Source organism: Paracoccus sp. ME4 (assembly GCF_046736325.1).
Classification (GTDB): Bacteria; Pseudomonadota; Alphaproteobacteria; order Rhodobacterales; family Rhodobacteraceae; genus Paracoccus.
Genome location: NZ_CP151276.1, coordinates 831747 through 850632 on the forward strand (window position 1 = coordinate 831747; position 18886 = coordinate 850632).

The 18886-nt window shown below is 69.9% G+C and carries 18 protein-coding genes; 8 read left to right on the forward strand and 10 right to left on the reverse strand.

The features are described 5' to 3' along the window. Positions 1–2: 2 nt before the first annotated feature. The 5 genes from ftsA (at position 3) to recN (ending at position 6967) form a co-directional block, all read left to right on the forward strand. The gene (gene ftsA, locus AACG61_RS04235) at positions 3–1337 is read left to right on the forward strand and encodes a cell division protein FtsA (RefSeq protein WP_411838774.1); all 1335 of its coding nucleotides are present in this window, start codon (positions 3–5) and stop codon (positions 1335–1337) included. A gap of 224 nt (positions 1338–1561) precedes the next feature. Further along, positions 1562–3157: a cell division protein FtsZ gene (gene ftsZ / locus AACG61_RS04240; RefSeq protein ID WP_411838775.1), complete on the forward strand. Its 1596-nt coding sequence runs from the start codon at positions 1562–1564 to the stop codon at positions 3155–3157. Between the two features lie 216 nt (positions 3158–3373). Next, entirely contained in the window at positions 3374–4309 is a 936-nt protein-coding gene (gene lpxC, locus AACG61_RS04245) for a UDP-3-O-acyl-N-acetylglucosamine deacetylase (RefSeq protein WP_411838776.1), read from the forward strand. A 134-nt stretch (positions 4310–4443) separates the two neighbouring features. Further along, positions 4444–5292 carry an outer membrane protein assembly factor BamD gene (locus AACG61_RS04250; RefSeq protein WP_411838777.1) on the forward strand — a complete coding sequence of 283 codons (849 nt, stop codon included), beginning with the start codon at positions 4444–4446 and terminating at the stop codon, positions 5290–5292. A gap of 28 nt (positions 5293–5320) precedes the next feature. Further along, the gene (gene recN, locus AACG61_RS04255) at positions 5321–6967 is read left to right on the forward strand and encodes a DNA repair protein RecN (RefSeq protein ID WP_411838778.1); all 1647 of its coding nucleotides are present in this window, start codon (positions 5321–5323) and stop codon (positions 6965–6967) included. On the opposite strand, the gene AACG61_RS04260 is transcribed toward recN, so the two are convergent. The 6 genes from AACG61_RS04260 to AACG61_RS04285 all read right to left on the reverse strand — a co-directional run bounded on the left by AACG61_RS04260 (position 6964) and on the right by AACG61_RS04285 (position 13253). Beyond that, positions 6964–7290 (reverse strand): hypothetical protein, encoded by a 327-nt coding sequence (locus tag AACG61_RS04260; protein ID WP_411838779.1) that lies wholly within the window; start codon positions 7288–7290, stop codon positions 6964–6966. The two genes, recN and AACG61_RS04260, sit on opposite strands and share 4 nt — an antisense overlap. 112 nt (positions 7291–7402) lie before the next feature. Further along, the gene (gene mmsB / locus AACG61_RS04265; RefSeq protein ID WP_411838780.1) at positions 7403–8281 is read right to left on the reverse strand and encodes a 3-hydroxyisobutyrate dehydrogenase; all 879 of its coding nucleotides are present in this window, start codon (positions 8279–8281) and stop codon (positions 7403–7405) included. Further along, positions 8278–9282, reverse strand: coding sequence for an enoyl-CoA hydratase/isomerase family protein (locus tag AACG61_RS04270; RefSeq protein WP_411838781.1), 1005 nt, complete (start codon positions 9280–9282; stop codon positions 8278–8280). Before AACG61_RS04270 ends, mmsB begins: the two co-directional genes overlap by 4 nt. A 3-nt stretch (positions 9283–9285) precedes the next feature. Continuing rightward, the gene (locus AACG61_RS04275; RefSeq protein ID WP_411838782.1) at positions 9286–10431 is read right to left on the reverse strand and encodes an acyl-CoA dehydrogenase family protein; all 1146 of its coding nucleotides are present in this window, start codon (positions 10429–10431) and stop codon (positions 9286–9288) included. A gap of 75 nt (positions 10432–10506) precedes the next feature. Beyond that, complete coding sequence (locus AACG61_RS04280; protein WP_411838783.1) at positions 10507–11649, reverse strand: carboxylate-amine ligase; 1143 nt, start codon at positions 11647–11649, stop codon at positions 10507–10509. Positions 11650–11753: 104 nt separating this feature from the next. After that, positions 11754–13253: a CoA-acylating methylmalonate-semialdehyde dehydrogenase gene (locus AACG61_RS04285; protein ID WP_411838784.1), complete on the reverse strand. Its 1500-nt coding sequence runs from the start codon at positions 13251–13253 to the stop codon at positions 11754–11756. A gap of 100 nt (positions 13254–13353) precedes the next feature. Here AACG61_RS04285 and AACG61_RS04290 point away from each other — a divergent pair, with 100 nt between their 5' ends. From AACG61_RS04290 to coaD, 3 genes are all read left to right on the forward strand, one after another. Continuing rightward, a complete protein-coding gene (locus AACG61_RS04290) occupies positions 13354–14262 on the forward strand; it encodes a LysR family transcriptional regulator (RefSeq protein ID WP_411838785.1) in 909 nt (302 codons plus the stop codon). A gap of 54 nt (positions 14263–14316) precedes the next feature. Then, positions 14317–14778: a CBS domain-containing protein gene (locus AACG61_RS04295; protein WP_411838786.1), complete on the forward strand. Its 462-nt coding sequence runs from the start codon at positions 14317–14319 to the stop codon at positions 14776–14778. 90 nt (positions 14779–14868) lie between these two features. Then, positions 14869–15375: a pantetheine-phosphate adenylyltransferase gene (gene coaD, locus AACG61_RS04300; protein WP_411839458.1), complete on the forward strand. Its 507-nt coding sequence runs from the start codon at positions 14869–14871 to the stop codon at positions 15373–15375. Here the strand turns inward: coaD and AACG61_RS04305 are convergent. From AACG61_RS04305 to AACG61_RS04320, 4 genes are all read right to left on the reverse strand, one after another. Further along, positions 15357–16082 carry an SDR family oxidoreductase gene (locus AACG61_RS04305; RefSeq protein ID WP_411838787.1) on the reverse strand — a complete coding sequence of 242 codons (726 nt, stop codon included), beginning with the start codon at positions 16080–16082 and terminating at the stop codon, positions 15357–15359. The two genes, coaD and AACG61_RS04305, sit on opposite strands and share 19 nt — an antisense overlap. Further along, entirely contained in the window at positions 16072–16941 is an 870-nt protein-coding gene (locus tag AACG61_RS04310) for a fumarylacetoacetate hydrolase family protein (RefSeq protein WP_411838788.1), read from the reverse strand. The genes AACG61_RS04305 and AACG61_RS04310 overlap by 11 nt, the downstream gene beginning before the upstream one ends. A gap of 137 nt (positions 16942–17078) precedes the next feature. Continuing rightward, positions 17079–17564, reverse strand: coding sequence for a bactofilin family protein (locus tag AACG61_RS04315; RefSeq protein WP_411838789.1), 486 nt, complete (start codon positions 17562–17564; stop codon positions 17079–17081). Further along, positions 17554–18840 (reverse strand): DUF5930 domain-containing protein, encoded by a 1287-nt coding sequence (locus AACG61_RS04320; protein ID WP_411838790.1) that lies wholly within the window; start codon positions 18838–18840, stop codon positions 17554–17556. Before AACG61_RS04320 ends, AACG61_RS04315 begins: the two co-directional genes overlap by 11 nt. Between the last annotated feature and the right edge of the window lie 46 nt (positions 18841–18886).

An 18886-nucleotide genomic window follows, 5' to 3' on the forward strand; every position in this document is an offset into this window, starting at 1 on the left:
CGGTGACCGACCTGTATCACACGCAGCGCGCGATGCGGAACATCCGCCGGGCCGCCCTTCAGCGCGGCGTCATCGGCATCCTGGACATCGGCACCTCCAAGATCGCCTGCCTGGTGCTGCGCTTCGACGGCACCGGGACCTTCCGCGAGACCGACGGCGTGGGTCCGATGGCGGGGCAGGTGAACTTCCGCGTGATCGGCGCGGCCTCGACCCGCTCGCGCGGCATGCGCCGCGGCGAGATCGAGACCATGGCCGAGACCGAGCGCGCCATCCGCACCGTGGTCGCCGCCGCGCAGAAGCTGGCCGGCGTGCGCGTCGATCACGTCATCGCTTGCCTTTCGGGGGGGCGGCCCGCCTCCTACGGGCTGGCCGGAGAGATCATGCTGGCCTCGGGCAAGGTCGCCGAACAGGACGTGGCCTCGGTGCTGGCCTCCTGCGACGCGCCCGATTTCGGCCGCGGCCGCGAGGTCCTGCACGCGCAGCCGGTGAACTTCGCCGTGGACAACCGCAGCAACCTGGCCGATCCACGCGACCATCTGGGCAACAAGCTGTTCTGCGACATGCACGTGCTGACCGTGGACGGCGATTCGATCGGCAATCTGGTCCAGTGCATCCGCCGCTGCGACCTGGAGCTGGCGGGCATCGCCTCGGCCCCCTATGCCTCGGCCCGCGCGGCCCTGGTCGAGGACGAGCAGGAGCTGGGCGCGGCCTGCATCGACTTCGGCGGCGGCGGCACCGGCGTGTCGATCTTCATCAAGAAGCACATGATCTATTCCGACCATGTCCCCATCGGCGGCAACCTGATCACCCAGGACATCGCCCAGGGGCTGCGCGTGGGCCTGCCCATCGCCGAGCGGCTGAAGACGCTGAACGGCGGGGTCGAGGCGACCGGCGCCGACGACCGCGACATGATCGACGTGGGTGGCGGCACCGGGGACTGGGAGGCGGACCGCCGCCAGGTCAGCCGCGCCGACGTCATCGGCGTCATGCGTCCGCGCGTGGAGGAGATCCTGGAGCATGTCCGCGAGGTGCTGGACGCGGCCGGTTTCGACTGCATGCCCAGCCAGCAGATCGTGCTGACCGGCGGCGGCAGCCAGATCCCCGGCCTGGACGGGCTGGCCGCGCGCATCCTGGGGCCGAACATCCGCTGCGGGCGGCCCATGCGCATCGACGGGCTGGCCCATCAGCTGACCGATCCCAGCTTCTCCAGCGCGGTCGGGCTTGCGCTGTTCGCGGCCCATCCGCAGGACGAATGGTGGGACTTCGAGATGCCCGCCGACCGCTATCCGGCGCGCAGCCTGCGCCGCGCCTATCGCTGGTTCCGCACGCGCTGGTAGGGGCGCTCGCCCTGTCCGATGGGGGGTGGTGGGGGTCTCTCCACCACATCCGGGGGACATGGCAAGATGCCGCCTATGTCAAGGGGATCGGCGCCAGATTTTGCGGGGGTTTCGGCTTTTTCGGGTGACGGACCGATGCCGAATTGTTACGGTATCGGACAAAGACCGGGATTCGAGCGGCATAACCGCCCCCCAATGGCATGCAGCGAGTACAGGCGGACACCATGAACCTCAATCTGATGATGAATGACGAAGAAGAGCTGAAGCCGCGCATCACCGTCTTCGGTGTCGGGGGCGCGGGCGGCAATGCCGTCAACAACATGATTCAGAAGCAGCTCGACGGGGTCGAGTTCGTGGTGGCCAACACCGACGCGCAGGCCCTGCAGCAGAGCCGCGCGACCGCCCGCATCCAGATGGGTCCGAAGGTGACCGAGGGTCTGGGCGCAGGTGCCAAGCCCACGATCGGCGCCAAGGCCGCCGAGGAGACGATCGAGGACATCGTCGATCACCTGATGGGCGCGCATATGTGCTTCATCACCGCCGGCATGGGCGGCGGCACCGGCACGGGCGCGGCCCCGATCATCGCGCAGGCCGCGCGCGAGATGGGCATCCTGACCGTCGGCGTCGTGACCAAGCCCTTCCAGTTCGAGGGCACCAAGCGGATGCGCCAGGCCGAGGAGGGCGTCGAGGCCCTGCAGAAGGTCGTGGACACGCTGATCATCATCCCCAACCAGAACCTGTTCCGGCTGGCCAACGAAAAGACCACCTTCACCGAGGCCTTCGCCATGGCCGACGACGTGCTGTACCAGGGCGTCAAGGGCGTGACCGACCTGATGGTGCGTCCCGGCCTGATCAACCTGGACTTTGCCGACGTGCGCGCGGTGATGGACGAGATGGGCAAGGCCATGATGGGCACCGGCGAGGCCTCGGGCGAGAACCGCGCCCAGGAGGCGGCCGAGCGCGCCATCGCCAACCCGCTGCTGGACGAGATCAGCCTGAACGGCGCGCGCGGCGTGCTGATCAACATCACCGGCGGCTATGACATGACCCTGTTTGAGCTGGACGAGGCCGCGAACGTCATCCGCGACAAGGTGGACAGCGACGCGAACATCATCGTCGGCTCGACCCTGGACCCGGACATGGACGGCGCGATCCGCGTGTCGGTCGTGGCGACCGGCATCGACGCCGCCGCGGCCGCCGCGGCCGAGGTTCCCGCACCCCGCCGCGGCATGGCCGCGCCGCTGACCCAGAACCCGCCCATCGCGGCCCAGGCCGAGGAGCCGGCCATCCCGGCGCGCCGCGTGGCCCCGCCCGCCGCCGCGACCGAAGCGCCCCGCGCCGAGACCCCGCGTGCCGAGGCCCCGCGCGTCGAGGACGACATGCCGCAGCCAGCCTATCAGCCGCGCGACGCCGCCCGCCAGACCGCCGTGCGGATCGAGGATGACGCCTCGGCCTTCGTGGCACCCCGCGCGCCGCAATCGCCGCGTCCGGGCCAGCCCACCCCCGAGGTGATGGACCGCCTGCGCCGCGCCGTGGACAATCACGGCCGCGCCGCCACCCAGGCCGCGCCGCAGCCCCAGCAGCAGCCCGCCACCAGCCGCATGAGCGGTCTGGGCGGTCTCCTGGAGCGCATGGCCGGTCACCGCACCGAGCAGGGCGGACAGAAGCCCGCCGCCGCCTCGATCGCCGAGCGCGTGAGCGAGCGCGTGGCCGTGCGGGCCCGTCAACAGGATGCCGATTTCGACGATCTGGCCAGCCCCGACACCAGCGGCAAGGACAATGTCGAGATCCCGGCCTTCCTGCGTCGTCAGGCCAACTGACGGATCACGAAGCCTTCATGGCTTCAACTCGAAGGGCTGCGGAAACGCGGCCCTTTTTCGTTTTTCCCGTGGCCCGAGGCGGCCGCGCACCGGGCCGGCCGGGGAATGTTTCACGCCGTTACAAATCGTTAATTGATTGGTCGGGGCGGGGCACCTAGCTGGAATGACAACGACGGGGGCATCGGTCCCCAGGGCTTATCCGAAGGCAGGCAGGTCATGCAGGCGACACTGAACCAGATCGTGACATTCCAGGGCGTGGGGCTTCACTCCGGCGCGCCCGTCCTGCTGCAGATCCATCCCGCACGCCCCGGCCACGGCATCGTCTTCCGCCGCACCGACCTGTCGCCCGCCGTGGACATTCCCGCGCTGTGGGATCACGTCACCCCGTCCAAGCTGTGCACCCTGCTGGACAACGGCCGCGGCGTGACGCTGTCCACGGTCGAGCATGTGATGGCCGCGCTGGCCGGTACCGGCATCCACAACGCGCTGGTCACCGTCGACGGCCCCGAAGTGCCGATCCTGGATGGCTCCTCGGCGCCCTTCGTCGAGGCGATTCTGGACGCGGGCATCCGCCGCCAGGCCGCGGCCCTGCGCGCCATCCGCGTGCTGCGCACGGTCGAGGTCCGCGAAGGCGAGGCCTTCGCCCGCCTGTCGCCCGCCGATCACCTGGAGATCGACTTCGAGATCGACTTCACCGATGCCGCCATCGGCCATCAGGAGAAGCGGCTGGACATGGCCAACGGCGCCTTCCTGCGCGAACTGGCCGACAGCCGCACCTTCTGCCGCGCCGCCGATGTCGAGGCGATGCGCCGCAACGGCCTGGCCCTGGGCGGCACCTATCTGAACGCGGTCGTGGTCGATGGCGGGCGCGTCCTGTCGCCGGGCGGTCTGCGTCACGCCGACGAGGCCGTGCGCCACAAGATGCTGGACGCGACCGGGGATCTGGCGCTGGCCGGGGCGCCGCTGCTGGCGCGCTATACCGGGCACCGGGCGGGTCACGCGATGACGAACCGCCTGCTGCGCGCGCTGTTCGCCGATCCCACGGCCTGGACCTGGGAGCTGTGCAGCCCCGAGCTGGAGGGTCGTCTGCCGGGTGCGGGCGTCGCCGATTACGACCGCCCGGCCATGGCCGCGACCTTCGCCGCCGAGTGACCCTGCGCCTTGGCGGTTCGGAGCCGAAATCAACGGATTGCCATTTTGCGCCCCCTGATGTTCTGTGCTAGAGCATGCCGGCGTCGCGGCCCGATGGGCTGCGTCGCGGCAAGAAATCGTAGGGCAGGATGAAGATGGCGCGCTCGAAACTCACGGCTTCGGTGATGGCTGCGGTGCTGGCGGGTCTGGTCCTGTCCGGCTGCGGCGGCAACCGGGACGCGGCCGCGCGCCAGAACCTGGACCGCTTCACCGCCGAGGAAATCTACAAGCGCGGCGAGTACGAGCTGGAGAACAGCCGCCGCCCCGCCGACGCGGTCTTCTATTTCAGCGAGATCGAGCGGCTCTATCCCTATTCGGAATGGGCGCGCCGGGCGCTGATCATGCAGGCCTACGGCAACCACCGTGCCGGCAACTACGAGGAGGCGCGCGGCGCCGCGCAGCGTTTCCTGGACAACTATCCGGGCGACGAGGATGCGGCCTATGCGCAGTATCTGCTGGCCCTGTCCTATTACGACCAGATCGACGACGTGGGCCGCGACCAGGGCCTGACCTTCCAGGCGCTGCAGGGGCTGCGGACGGTCATCGAGCAATATCCCGACAGCGAATACGCCCGCAGTGCGATCCTGAAGTTCGATCTGGCCTTCGACCATCTGGCCGCCAAGGAGATGGAGATCGGCCGCTACTACCTCAAGCAGGGGCATTACGCGGCATCCGTGAACCGCTTCCGCGTCGTGGTCGAGGAGTTCCAGACCACCAGCCAGACCCCGGAGGCGCTGCTGCGCCTGGTCGAGGCCTATCTGGCCCTGGGTCTTCTGGACGAGGCGCAGACCGCCGGCGCGATCCTGGGCCACAACTTCCAGTCCTCGCCCTTCTATGACGACGCCTTCCGCCAGCTGCGCGGGCGCGGCCTGTCGGCCGAGGTGCGCGGCGACAGTTGGCTGACCAATGTCTATCGTCAGACCATCCAGGGGCGCTGGCTGTAATGCAGGCGCTCCGCGCGGGCCGTGGCCCTTGCTGAGATCGCTGGACATCCGCGACATGCTGCTGATCGAGCGGCTGGACCTGGCCTTCGGGCCGGGACTGAACGTGCTGACCGGAGAGACGGGCGCCGGCAAGTCGATCCTGCTGGACTGCCTCGGCTTCGTGCTGGGCTGGCGGTCGCGGGCCGATCTGGTGCGCCAGGGCGCGGCCCAGGGCGAGGTGCAGGCGGTGTTCGACCTGCCGCGCGACCATCCGGCCCGCGCCATCCTGGCCGAGGCCGGGATCACCATCGACGATGACGAGCTGATCCTGCGCCGCGTGAACGGGCTGGACGGGCGCAAGACGGGCTGGGTCAACGACCGCCGCGTCTCGGGCGAGGTGCTGCGCCAGCTGTCCGAGGTTCTGGTCGAGCTGCATGGCCAGCATGACGACCGCGGGTTGCTGAATTCGCGCGGGCACCGGCTGCTGCTGGACGCTTTCGGGGCGCTGGACCTGTCGGCGGTTCGCGCCGCCTGGTCGGCGCGCCGCGCGGCCGAGCGCGATCTGGCCGAGGCCGAGGCCGCCCTGGCCGCCGCCCGGCAGGAGGAGGAGTTCCTGCGCCATTCCGTGGCCGAGCTGGACAAGCTGGCCCCCGAACCGGGCGAGGAGCAGCGCCTGGACACCGCCCGCCGCGCCATGCAGGGGGCCGAGCGCATCCGCGACGACGTGGCCCGCGCCCTGCAGATGCTGTCGGGCGACGGCGCCGAGGGTGCGATGGTCGATGCGGCGCGCTGGCTGGAGGGTGCGGCCGACCGCGCCGAGGGCCGCCTGGACGAGCCTCTGGCCGCCCTGTCGCGCGCGCTGATCGAGCTGGGCGAGGCCACCAAGGGGGTCGAGGACACCTTGGCCGCGCTGGATTTCGACCCGCATGCGCTGGAAAGCACCGAGGAGCGGCTGTTCGCGCTGCGGGCCCTGGCGCGCAAGCATGACGTTCTGCCCGACGATCTGGCGGGGCTGGCCGACCGGCTGCGCGACCGGCTGGAGCGTCTGGACGCCGGAGAGGCCCGCATGGGCCAGCTGCAGCAGGCCGCGCGCGCGGCCGATGCCGCCTATGACGCCGCAGCCGCCGCGCTGACGGATGCGCGGCGCGAGGCCGCCGGACGTCTGGACCGCGCGGTGACGGCCGAACTGGTCCCGCTGAAGATGGAGCGCGCGGTGTTCCGCACCGTCGTCGCCCCGGCCGAATCGGGACCGGACGGGCGCGACGCGGTGTCCTTCACCGTCGCCACCAACCCCGGCGCGCCGTCGGGACCCTTGGACAAGATCGCCTCGGGGGGCGAGCTGTCGCGGTTCCTGCTGGCGCTGAAGGTCTGTCTGGCGCGCGGCAACGATGCGCTGGTGATGATCTTCGACGAGATCGACCGCGGCGTCGGCGGCGCCACCGCCGATGCGGTCGGCCGCCGGTTGCAGAACCTGGCCGAGGGCGCCCAGGTCCTGGTCATTACCCATTCGCCGCAGGTCGCGGCCTTGGGGGCCGAGCATTTCCGCGTGTCGAAGTCGGTGACCGACGGGATGACGACCTCGGTCGTGGTGCCCCTGAGCGCGCCCGAGCGCGTGGCCGAGATCGCGCGGATGCTGTCGGGCGACCGCGTCACCGATGCGGCCACCGATGCGGCGCGCGCCCTGCTGGCGGGCTAATCCAGGACCCGCGGCACCGGGCGCAGAACCGAGAGGACGCGGCCGTCCTCGCGGTGTATCCGGACCAGCTGACCCGCGATGACGGCATAGGCGTCGCCTTCGGGCGGCTGCGCCAGTCCGTAGCGTCCGGGCGCGGTCACGATATGAACGTCCGTATCGCTCTGCGCGCCGATGACCGATGCTTCGCCGGTGCCGCCGATGCAGGCAACCGAACAGGCCGGCGCCTCGAGCCCGCGCGTGGGCGTCGTGTTCGGGGCAGTCAGGGCGGCCAGTCCAAGCACCGTCCCGGCTGCCACAGCAGCAAGGGGGTGCAGCGGCGTCATGATATCCTCGTCTCTCTCTCTGACGGGTCAACCCGGAGGTGAACCGCAGGGTTCCCCGCCGCGGTCCTCATGACGGCCATGCGTGGCCGCCATGACACGTGCGCCCGCGGATTCAGCCCGCGGTGACGCCCCGTGCCGCCAGCCGGGGCAGCATCGCCGAGAAGTCGCGCCCGCGCCCGTCCTCATGCTCGACGAAGGCCTCGTATTCCTGCTGGGCCAGCATGCCCATCGGCGTGGCCGCGCCCACCGATTCGGCGGCCATCCGGGCCAGCGTCAGGTCCTTGAGCATCAGCTCCGCCGCGAAGCCGGGGCGATAGTCGTTGTCGGCCGGGCTTTTCGGGCCGACGCCCGGCGCCGGGCAATAGGCGTTCATCGACCAGCTGTATCCCGAGCTGGTCGAGACCACGTCGAACATCTTCTGCCGGTCCAGACCCAGCTTGTCGGCCAGGGCGAAGGCCTCGCAGGTGGCGATCATGGTGACGCCCAGGATCATGTTGTTGCAGATCTTGGCCGCCTGTCCCGCGCCGCTGTCGCCGCAATGGACGGCCTTCTGGCCCATGATCTCGAACAGCGGCTGGACGGTCGCGAAATCCTGAGTGCCGCCGCCCACCATGAAGGTCAGCGTGCCCGCCTGTGCGCCGCCCGTGCCGCCGGAGACGGGCGCGTCCAGCGCCCCCAGACCCGCGTCGCGCGCCATCTGCGCCACCGCGCGGGCGCTGTCCACGTCCACGGTCGAACAGTCGCACAGCACCGCGCCCGCGCGCATGGCGGGCACGATGCGTTCCGCCACGCTGCGCAGGATCGCGCCGTTGGGCAGCATAGTGATGACAACATCCGCGCCGCCGACCGCCTCGGTCGCGCCCGGTGCGGCGGTGACGCCCGAAGGGGCGGGGGCGGCGGTGTCGAAGCCCGTCACCTCATGCCCGGCGGCGGCCAGGTTTGCGGCCATGGGCGCGCCCATGTTGCCCAGTCCGATGAATGCGATCTTCATTGCCCGTCCTCCCAAGACAGTTCCTCGGCGCCCAGGGGCGCCAGCAGTGCCGCCACCCCGTCGGGGGTCGCGGCTACGGACCATGCCGGGGCGCGGTCCTTGTCGATGATCTGGGCACGCACGCCCTCCAGGAAGTCGCTCTCGGCCGTGGCGCGCGCGGTGAAGCGGAACTCCCGGCTCAGCGACTGCTGCATCCGCCTGTCCTCACGCGCGGCCCGCACCATGGTCAGGCCTGCGGCCATGGACAGGGGCGAATTGCGCGTCAGCGCCTCCAGCGCGTCGGCGTCGCGCGCCGGGTCCAGCGCGGCGCGGATGGCCGCCACATCGGGCGCGCCGAAGGCCGACAGGTCGCGGTCCGCCAGGGGTGCGGCGGGCGTATCATGGCCGCGCAGCACGGCCACGTCGCCCTCGCGCTCCAGCGCGACGATCAGGTCGGGCCATTCGGCCTCGGGGATGTAGAGATCGGCGAATCCCGCATGGATCGCGTCGCCCGGACCCATCCGCGCGCCCGTCAGCGCCAGATATTCCCCGATCCGCCCCGGCGCGCGGGACAGAAGCCAGGTGCCGCCCACGTCGGGGATCAGGCCGATGCCGCTTTCGGGCATCGCGATGCGGGTCGTGTCGCCGATGATGCGGTGGCTGGCATGACCGCCCACCCCCACGCCGCCGCCCATGACGAAGCCCTGCATGAAGGCCACGATCGGTTTCGGATAATCCGCGATGGCCGCGTTCATGCGGTATTCGTCGCGGAAGAAGGCGCGGCCCAGCTGATGATCGCCCGCGCGCCCCGCGTGATAGACCGCCGCGATGTCGCCGCCCGCGCAGAAGGCGCGCTCGCCCTCGGCGTCGATGACGACCAGCGCCACGGCCGGATCGTCGCGCCAGTCGTCCAGCGCCCGGTGCAGCGCCAGCGCCATGTCGTGGGACAGCGCGTTCAGCGCCCTGGGCCGGGTGAAGGTGATGCGGCCCGCGCGGCCGGCTGTGCGGATGTTCAGGTCCATGCCTCAGCCCCTTTCGGCCAGCAGGGCGCGGCTGATGATCAGGCGCATGATCTCGTTCGTGCCCTCCAGGATCTGGTGGACGCGCAGGTCGCGGACGATCTTCTCGATCCCGTAATCGGCCAGATAGCCGTATCCGCCATGCAGCTGCAGGCACTGGTTCGCGACCTCGAAGGCGCGGTCGGTGACGTGCAGTTTCGCCATGGCACAGAACTTGGTCGCGTCCGGCGCGCCCTGATCCAGCTTCCACGCCGCCTGGCGCAGGAAGATGCGGGCCGATTGCAGGGCGGTCTCCATCTCCGCCAGGCGGAACTGCAGGGCCTGGAACTGGTCCAGCGATTTGCCGAAGGCGCGGCGGTCGCCCATATAGGCCAGCGTGCGGTCCAGCGCCGATTGCGCACCGCCCAGGGCGGCGGCGGCGATGTTCAGGCGCCCGCCGTCCAGCCCGGCCATGGCATAGCTGAAGCCGCGGCCCTCCTCGCCCAGCAGGTTGTCGGCGGGCAGGATGCAGTCGTCGAACTGGACCTGGGTCGTGGGCTGGGACCGCCAGCCCATCTTGTCCTCAAGCCCCCCGAAGGAGAGGCCCGGCGTGCCGTTCTCGACGATGACGGTGCTGATGCCCTTGGGGCCGTCGCTGCCGCTGCGGACCATGGCGACATAGACATCGCTGTAGCCGCCGCCGCTGATGAAGGCCTTGGTCCCGTTCAGCCGCCAGCCCTGATCGTCGCGGTCGGCGCGGGTGCGGAGCGCGGCCGCATCGGACCCGGACCCCGGTTCGGTCAGGCAATAGCTGAAGATGCGGGTCATCGAACACAGGTCGGGCAGCCAGCGGTCGCGCGCCTGATCGCTGCCGAACTTGTCGATCATGCCGCCGCACATGTTGTGGATCGACAGGAAGGACGCGACCGAGGGGCAGGCCATCGACAGCGCCTCGAAGACCAGCGTGCCGTCCAAACGCGTGAGCCCCGTGCCGCCGTGATCCTCGGAGACGAAGATGCCGCCCAGACCCAGGGCCGCCACGTCGGGCCAGAGGTCGCGCGGTATGGTGCCCTGACGTTCCCAGTCCTGCGCATGGGGCGCGATGCGGTCGGCCCCGAAATCGCGGGCCATGTCGAAGATGGCCTGCTGTTCCTCGGTCAGTGCGAAATCCATCGGCAGCCCCTCCCCGGACCGGTGTGAATTGAACAGCTGTTTAATTGCCAGATGTTGCGACAGTGTTGCAAGCGCTCAGAGGTCGCGGGTGAACTCCTGCACCAGATGGCGGGTGACGGCGCGCAGCGCGTCGTCGCGGTCGGCCCCGGCCTGACGGGCGCGGGCATGGACGGCGCGCTGCGCCTCGGCCGCGGTGCCTTGGGACACCATCTCGCGCAGGCGGGCGACATGGGGCTGACAGTCCAGCGCGTCGGCATCCTGCGCGATCAGGCCCAGCCAGTCGTCGGCAATCTGGTCGAACGGGATGATCCGCCCCGCGCCGAAATCGATCAGCCCCTCGGTCGTGCCATAGCGCAGCGCGCGCCAGCGGTTCTCGGCCAGCAGGAAGGGCTCGTACTGCCGCCAGCGCTGATTGGCGCGTGACAGGCGCCACAGCATGCGCAGCGTGGTCTGGATCAGGGCGGCCAGGGTCAGCGCATCCTCCAGCCGGGGGCAGGCGTCGCAGATGCGGGTCTCCAGCGTGGGGTATTTGCTGCTGGGGCGCAGGTCCCACCAGATCTTGCTGCTGTCCTCGATGATGTCCAGGTCGGTCAGGGCCTGGACCGAGCGTTCGAATTCGTCCCAGCTGCCCATCTGCGGCGGCAGGCCGGTGCGGGGCATGTCGCCGAAGACCGTGGTGCGGTACGAGGCAAGGCCCGAATCCTCGCCCATCCAGAAGGGGCTGGAGGCGGAGAGGGCCAGCAGATGCGGCAGGAAATAGGCCAGCTGGTTCATCAGGTCGATGCGCTGCGCGGGGTCGGGGATGCCCACATGGACATGCATGCCGCAGATCAGCATGCGCCGGGCCACGCCGCCCATGTCGCGAGACAGCTGGTTGTAGCGGTCCTTGTCGGTATGGTCCTGTTCACGCCAGTCGGCCTGCGGGTGGCAGGAGGCGGAGATGGGCGCCAGCCCATGTTCTGCGGCGCGCCGGGCGACGGTGCCGCGCAGGTGGCGCAGATGGTCGCCCGCGGCGCGGATGTCGGCGCTGACCGGGGTGCCGATCTCGACCTGGCAGCGTAGGAACTCGGGGCTGACCTGGTCGCCCAGATCGGCCGTGAGCGCCTGCATCAGCGCCTCGGGCGCCGCGGCCAGCTGCAGGGTGTCGGCATCGACGAGGAGATATTCCTCCTCGATGCCTAAGGTGAAATCGGGGGTGAGGTCGCGATCGGTCGTCATGGGTCCGTCCTGGTTGCCGTGGACGCGCCGGGCTTGCGTCCCGCGACGTGCCGGGGGGCTGGCTGCCCCCCGGACCCCCCGCCGCGTCGCGTGCTGTATCGGCGTCAGTCCATGGCCTTGAAGTTGAACTCTCCGCCTTCCTTGATCCCCGACGGCCAGCGCGCCGTCACGGTCTTGGTCCGCGTGTAGAAGCGGAACGCGTCCGGGCCGTGCTGGTTCAGGTCGCCGAAGCCCGATTTCTTCCACCCGCCGAAGGTGTGGTAGGCCAGCGGCACCGGGATCGGCACGTTGACGCCGACCATGCCGATGTTGATGCGGTTCGCGAAATCGCGCGCCGTGTCGCCGTCGCGGGTATAGATCGCGGTGCCGTTGCCGTATTCGTGGTCCAGCGCCAGCTGGATCGCCTCCTCATAGCTGGCGGCGCGGACGGTGGACAGGACCGGGCCGAAGATCTCGGTCTTGTAGATGTCCATGTCCGGGGTCACGCGGTCGAAGAGGTGGGGGCCGACGAAGAAGCCGTCCTCATAGCCCTGAAGGTTGAAGTCGCGGCCGTCGACGACCAGTTCGGCGCCCTGATCCACGCCCGCCTGCACCAGGCGCAGGATGTTCTCCTTGGCGGCCTTGGTCACGACCGGGCCATAGTCGATGTCGTTGCCGGCGGTCCAGGGACCGACCTTCAGCTTCTCGATGCGCGGGATCAGCTTCTCGATCAGCGCATCGGCGGTCTTCTCGCCCACCGGCACCGCGACGGAAATGGCCATGCAACGCTCGCCCGCCGCGCCGTAGCCCGCGCCGACCAGCGCGTCGGCGGCCTGGTCCAGGTCCGCGTCGGGCATGATGATCATATGGTTCTTGGCACCGCCGAAGCACTGGGCACGTTTGCCGTTCTGGGCGGCGCGCTCATAGATGTACTGCGCGATGGGGGTGGAGCCGACGAAGCCCACGGCCTGAATGGTCGGGTTGTCCAGGATGGCGTCCACGACATCCTTGTCGCCGTTCACCACCTGCAGCACGCCGTCGGGCAGGCCGGCCTCCTTCAGCAGCTTGGCCAGCATCAGCGGCACGGAGGGGTCGCGTTCCGACGGTTTCAGGATCATCGCGTTGCCGCAGGCCAGGGCGGGGCCCATCTTCCACAGCGGAATCATCGCCGGGAAGTTGAAGGGCGTGATGCCCGCGACCACGCCCAGGGGCTGGCGCATGGAGTACATGTCGATGCCGGGGCCGGCGCTGTCGGTGAACTCGCCCTTCAGCAGATGCGGCGCGCCGATGCAGAACTCGATCACCTCCAGGCCGCGCTGGATGTCGCCCTTGGCGTCGGGGAAGGTCTTGCCGTGCTCGCTGGACAGGGCCTCGGCCAGCTTGTCCATGTCGCGGTTGATCAGGCCGACGAAGGCCATCATCACGCGCGCGCGGCGCTGCGGGTTGGTGGCGCCCCATGCGACCTGCGCCTCGGCGGCGCGGGCGACGGCATGGTCCAGCTCGGCCTTGGTGGCCAGCGACAGGCGGGCCTGGACCTCGCCGGTGGCGGGGTTGAAGACATCGGAATGGCGTCCGGACGTGCCCTTGTACTCGGCGCCGTCGATCCAGTGGTTGATCTCTTTCATCGCATCCTCCTGATCCGTTGCGGGCAGGCTAGCCTTGCACATTTGCGGATGAAAGAGGAATGCTGACAAAAGCGTTTTGCGTTTTCGCAAAGGAAGCCGGATGGACTGGGACGATCTGCGCATCTTTCTGGCCGTCGCGCGGGCCGAGAGCCTGTCGGCGGCCGGCCGCAGGCTGGGTATGGACGCCTCGACCGTCGGTCGCCGCGTCGCGCGGCTGGAGGCGGCGGTGGGTGCGGCGCTGTTTCTCAAGACGCCGCAGGGTTACGCGCTGACCTCGGAGGGCGCGCGGCTGGTGGCGCCGGCCGAGGCCGCCGAGCAGGCCGCCGCCGCCGCCGCCGAGGCCGTCACGCGCGAGGCGGGCATCACCGGCCAGCTGCGCATCGGCGCGCCGGACGGCTGCGCCAACTATCTGCTGCCGCAGGTGGCGCGCGACCTCTGCGATGCCCATCCGGGCCTGGAGGTGCAGATCGTGGCCCTGCCGCGGGTCGTCAACCTGACCCGGCGCGAGGCGGACATGGCCATCGCCGTCTCGGCTCCCGACACGGGGCGGCTGACCGTGCAGCGGCTGGCCGATTACCACCTGCATCTGGCCGGACATGCCGATTACCTCGACCGCCACCCGCCGCTTCGCGGTCTGGAGGACCTGCGCGGGCACCGCATGATCGGCTACATCCCCGACATGATCTTCGACCGCGAGCTGGACTATCTCTCGGCCACGGGCGTCGAGGCGGCGCAGATCGGCAGCAATTCGGTCGCGGTGCAGATGCAGGCGGTCCGCGCGGGGGCGGGCCTGGGGATCGTGCACGACTTCGCGATCCCCTTCGCGCCGGGCGTGCGGCGGGTGCTGACCGAGCGCATCGCGCTCAAGCGCAGCTTCTGGCTGATCCGTCATGCGGACGACCGCGCCTCGCGCAGGCTGGGGCTTCTGGCGGATGCCCTGGCAGCGGGGCTGCGGGCCGAACTGGCGCGGCTGGAGACGCTGGCGGCGGCCGCCGATCGTCGGGCTTGACGCGGCGCGTTTTGGTGAAAAGGATGAGGGGGAATGCACCGTGGGAGGGCCATCATGCTTGTCAAGCAGCTGCTGTCGATGAAATCGGATCACGCCAAGCCGTGGATCGATGCGGGCACCATCGTGACGATCCGGCCCGACACGACCCTGGCCCAGGCCGCGACCCTTCTGGCCGAGAAGCGCATCGGCGCGGTCGTCGTCTCGACCGACGGCACGCGGCCCGAAGGCATCCTGTCGGAACGCGACATCGTCCGGCAGCTGGGCAAGCACGGCCCCGATGTCCTGGGCCAGCCGGTCAGCGGCATCATGACCACCCAGGTCCAGACCTGCACCACCGGCGAGGACGCGCTGACCATCCTGGAGCGCATGACCCAAGGCCGTTTCCGCCACATGCCGGTCGTCGACGATCAGGGCCGGATGCTTGGCGTGATCTCCATCGGGGATGCGGTCAGCGGACGGCTCAAGGAGCTGGCCGCCGAAAAGGAGGCGCTGACCGGAATGATCATGGGCAGCTGACGCAGGGTCGCATCGCGGCGCGACCTTGCAATCGGGGGGCAAATCGGATTTGCCTGTCCGGCAATGACCTGACACAAGGACGTGATCGCGATGCGCATCGGCCTCTATCCCGGGACGTTCGACCCGATCACCCTGGGTCACGTGGACATCATCCAGCGCGCGATGGCGCTGGTGGACCGGCTGGTGATCGGGGTGGCGATCAACCGCGACAAGGGGCCGCTGTTCTCCCTTGAGGAGCGGGTGGCGATGGTGCGCGCGGAATGCGACGCCATCGTGGCCACCACCGGCGGAGAGATCATCGTCCACCCGTTCGAGAACCTGCTGATCGACTGCGCGCGCGACGTGGGGGCGACGCTGATCCTGCGCGGGCTGCGTGCCGTTGCCGATTTCGAGTACGAGTTCCAGATGGTCGGCATGAACCGTGCCCTGGACAGCAGCATCGAGACCGTCTTCATGATGGCCGATGCCCGCCGCCAGGCGATCGCCTCCAAACTGGTCAAGGAGATCGCCCGGTTGGGGGGCGACGTGTCGAAATTCGTCACCCCCTCGGTGGCCGAGGCGCTGCGGGTGCGCCTGGATCAGCCGCGCCCGATATAGGGCATCGTCGTCGCCATCAGCGTCATGAACTGGACATTCGCGCCCTCGGGCAGGGTGGCCATCTGCCAGACGGCCTGGGCGACGGTCTCGACATCGATCATCGGTTCGGCGCCGGGCTCCTTTTCGCTGGCCTCCACCAGCAGGCGCGTCGCCGCATTGCCCACGTCGATCTGCCCGCAGGCGATCCCGAATGGCCGCCCGTCCAGCGACAGGCTGCGCGTCAGCCCGGTCACGGCATGCTTGGACATGGTATAGGCCACCGATCCCGGCCGCGGCACATGGGCCGAGACCGAGCCGTTGTTGATGATCCGCCCGCCCTGCGGGTCCTGCGCGCGCATCGCGCCGAAGGCCGCCCGCGCGCAGAGGAACATCCCCGTCACGTTGGTCGCGATCACGTCGCGGAACACGGCCGGGTCCAGCCGGTCGGGCGTGGCCAGGGGCGCCGCGCGCCCGGCATTGTTGAACAGCGCGTCCAGCCGCCGCCCGCCCTGCTGCGCCCGCTCGAACGCGGCCTGCACCGCGCCTTCGTCGGTCACGTCGCAGGGCAGGATCAGCGCGCTGGCGTGTCCCGCGGCCGTCTCCTCCAGCGCGCCGGCGCGCCGGCCCAGCAGGGCCACGTCCCAGCCCTGCCGCAGGAACAGCCGCGCGGTCGCCTGGCCGATGCCGCTGCCCGCACCTGTGACGACGATCAGGCCGTCACCGGACATGCCCGGCCCCGTCGCGGACATGCTGGGTCTGCTGACCCAGCCCGTCGATGCCAAGCCGCATGACCTGGCCCGCGCGCAGATAGGTCGGCGGCTTCTGCCCCATGCCGACGCCGGGCGGGGTGCCGGTGGTGATGACATCGCCCGGATGCAGCGTCGCCACGGTCGAGCAATAGGCGACCAGCGCCGCCACGCCGAAGACCATCGTCGCGGTGCTGCCGTCCTGACGCATGCGCCCGTCCACCTCCAGCCACAGGCGCAGGGCCTGGGGGTCGGGGATCTCGTCGCGGGTCACCAGCCAGGGGCCGATGGGGCCGAACCCGTCATAGCCCTTGCCCTTGTCCCAGGTGCCGCCGCGCCGGATCTGCCAGTCGCGTTCGCTGATGTCGTTCACCACGCAATAGCCCGCGACATGCTCCAGCGCGCGCTCCTCGGGGATGTCGCGGCCCGGATCGCCGATGACGATGCCCAGCTCCACCTCCCAATCGGTCGCGGTCGAGCCGGGGGGCAGGTGCAGGTCGTCGTCCGGCCCGGTGATGCTGCTGGACCATTTGGTGAACAGGACCGGCTCGGTCGGCACGTCCATCCCCGATTCGGCGGCGTGATCGGCGTAGTTCAGCCCGATGCCGATGAACTTGCCCACCCCCGCGACGCAGGGCCCGAGGCGCAGGTCGCGCTGCGGCGTGCCCGGCACCACGGGCAGGCTGTCGGGGTCCAGGGCCGCCAGCCGGGCCAAGCCCTGCGCGGTCAGCGCGGCGCCGGTCAGGTCGTCGACATGACCGGACAGGTCGCGGACCTGCCCCCTGTCGTCCAGCAATCCGGGGCGTTCGGCCCCCGCGGGCCCGTGGCGCAGCAGCTTCATCGCATGTCCTCCGTCATGATCGCGTGCATTGGAGCCGCCCCGGGACCGGGTTTCAAGCCGGCGCGTGAAAAATCATTCCGTCGGACATGAAAAAGGCCCGCATCGCTGCGGGCCTTCGGAGCGGATGGGGCGGGGGATCACTCCGCCGAGGGCGGTGCCAGCTTCTTGGTGCCGCCGTTGTTCAGCGGATCTTCCTGACGCTGGACCGAGCCTTCGAAATGGGCGCCCGATTCGATCGCGATGGTCTTGTGGATGATGTCGCCCTCGACCCGGGCCGAGGCCGACAGGCGGACCTTGAGGCCGCGCACGCGGCCGATGACGCGGCCGTTGACGATGATGTCGTCGCCGACGATCTCGCCCTTGATGGTCGCGGTCTCGCCGATGGTCAGCTGATGGGCGCGGATGTCGCCCTCGACCGTGCCCTCGATCTGGATGTCGCCCTGGGTCTTGATGTTGCCGACGACCGTCAGGTCCGCCGACAGGACCGAGGGCGCCACGCGCGCGCGGGGTGCCGCGGGGGCGGCCGCCTCGGGGGTCGCGGGGCGGTCGATGGGCGCGGAGGTCGCCTGCGGTGCGGCATCCGGGGTGGGGCGGGTTTCGGTCACGCGGGTCTTACTGAACATTGTCTGCTGCCTTGATGAAGCTCATCGGGTCCACGGCCCGACCGTTCATGCGCACTTCGTAATGCAGGTGCGGCCCGGTCGAGCGTCCAGTGTTCCCCATAGCACCTATCAGTTCGCCTTGCGACACCCGATCGCCGACTTTCACGCCGATCCGGCTGAGATGGGCATAGCGGGTCTCGGTGCCCAGCTCGTGGCGGATCTTGATCAGGTTCCCGTAGGCGCCCTGGCGGCCCGCGAAGGTCACCACGCCGTCGCCGGTCGCGTGGATGGGCGTGCCGACCGGGCCGGCCATGTCGATGCCCTCGTGCATCCGGCCCCACCGGCGGCCGAAGCCCGAGGTGTAGCGGAAGTTCTGCGTGACGGGCATCGCCAGCGGCAGCTTCTCGATGGCGATGCGATAGGTGTTCATCTGGTCCAGCGTGACGATGATCTGGCGCGCCTTGACCTCGGTGTCGGTCAGCGCCGCATTGCCGCGGGTCGAATAGGACATGGGCGTCAGCGGGCCGCCCTGGCCGGAATAGCCGCTGCGGATGGTGCGCAGCACGTCGTCGGGGTTCATGCCGACATTGCGGAAGACCTCGTCCAGGGGCGCGACTGAGACGGTCACGGCATCCTCCAGCTGGGTCAGGATCTCGTCGTTGCGGGCCAGGATCTGGTCGCGCTCGGCGGTCAGCTCCTGCGCGGCCAGGCGGGCGGCCTCGGCCTCCTCGACGGCGATGCTGCGCTGGTCGGCCGAATCGCGCAGCTCGGTGGACAGGATGTCCAGGGCGACGGCGAATTCCTTGCTGCGATCCGCCTCGGGGGCGGTCCCGGAGGCGTCCGCGGTGGCGGTGTCGCGGTCGGTCAGCGTGTCACGCAGGGTGGACTGCACCGCGGCCAGGCCCGTCTCCATCTCGCGGCGGCTCTCCTCGGAGGCCAGAAGCTGGCTCTGCATCTGCGAGACCTGCTCCAGCGCCACGGTGAAGCGCGACTGCGCGGCCAAGGCCTCGGCGGCGCGGGCGTCCCGCTCCGCCTGCAGCTGGGCCAGCTGCTGCTCGAACGCGGCCTGGCTGCGCTGGATCTGGTCGCGCGAATTGCCCGAACTGACCGCGTCGATCACCAGGAAGGAGCTTGCCACCAGGGTCCAGCCGAAGACCAGCGTCATCCCGCTGATGCCGACCAGTTGCGTGACGGGCCGAAGCCGGACAAAGCGCGTCGTATCCTCGGAGCGGAGGAAAAGCCGTTGCTCGGGCAACCACTTTTCCAACGACGCATTCAGTCGATCCATCACCGTCATTGTCAGTTTCTGTCCCCTGAAGGCACGCCGCGTTTGGTTGGGCCAG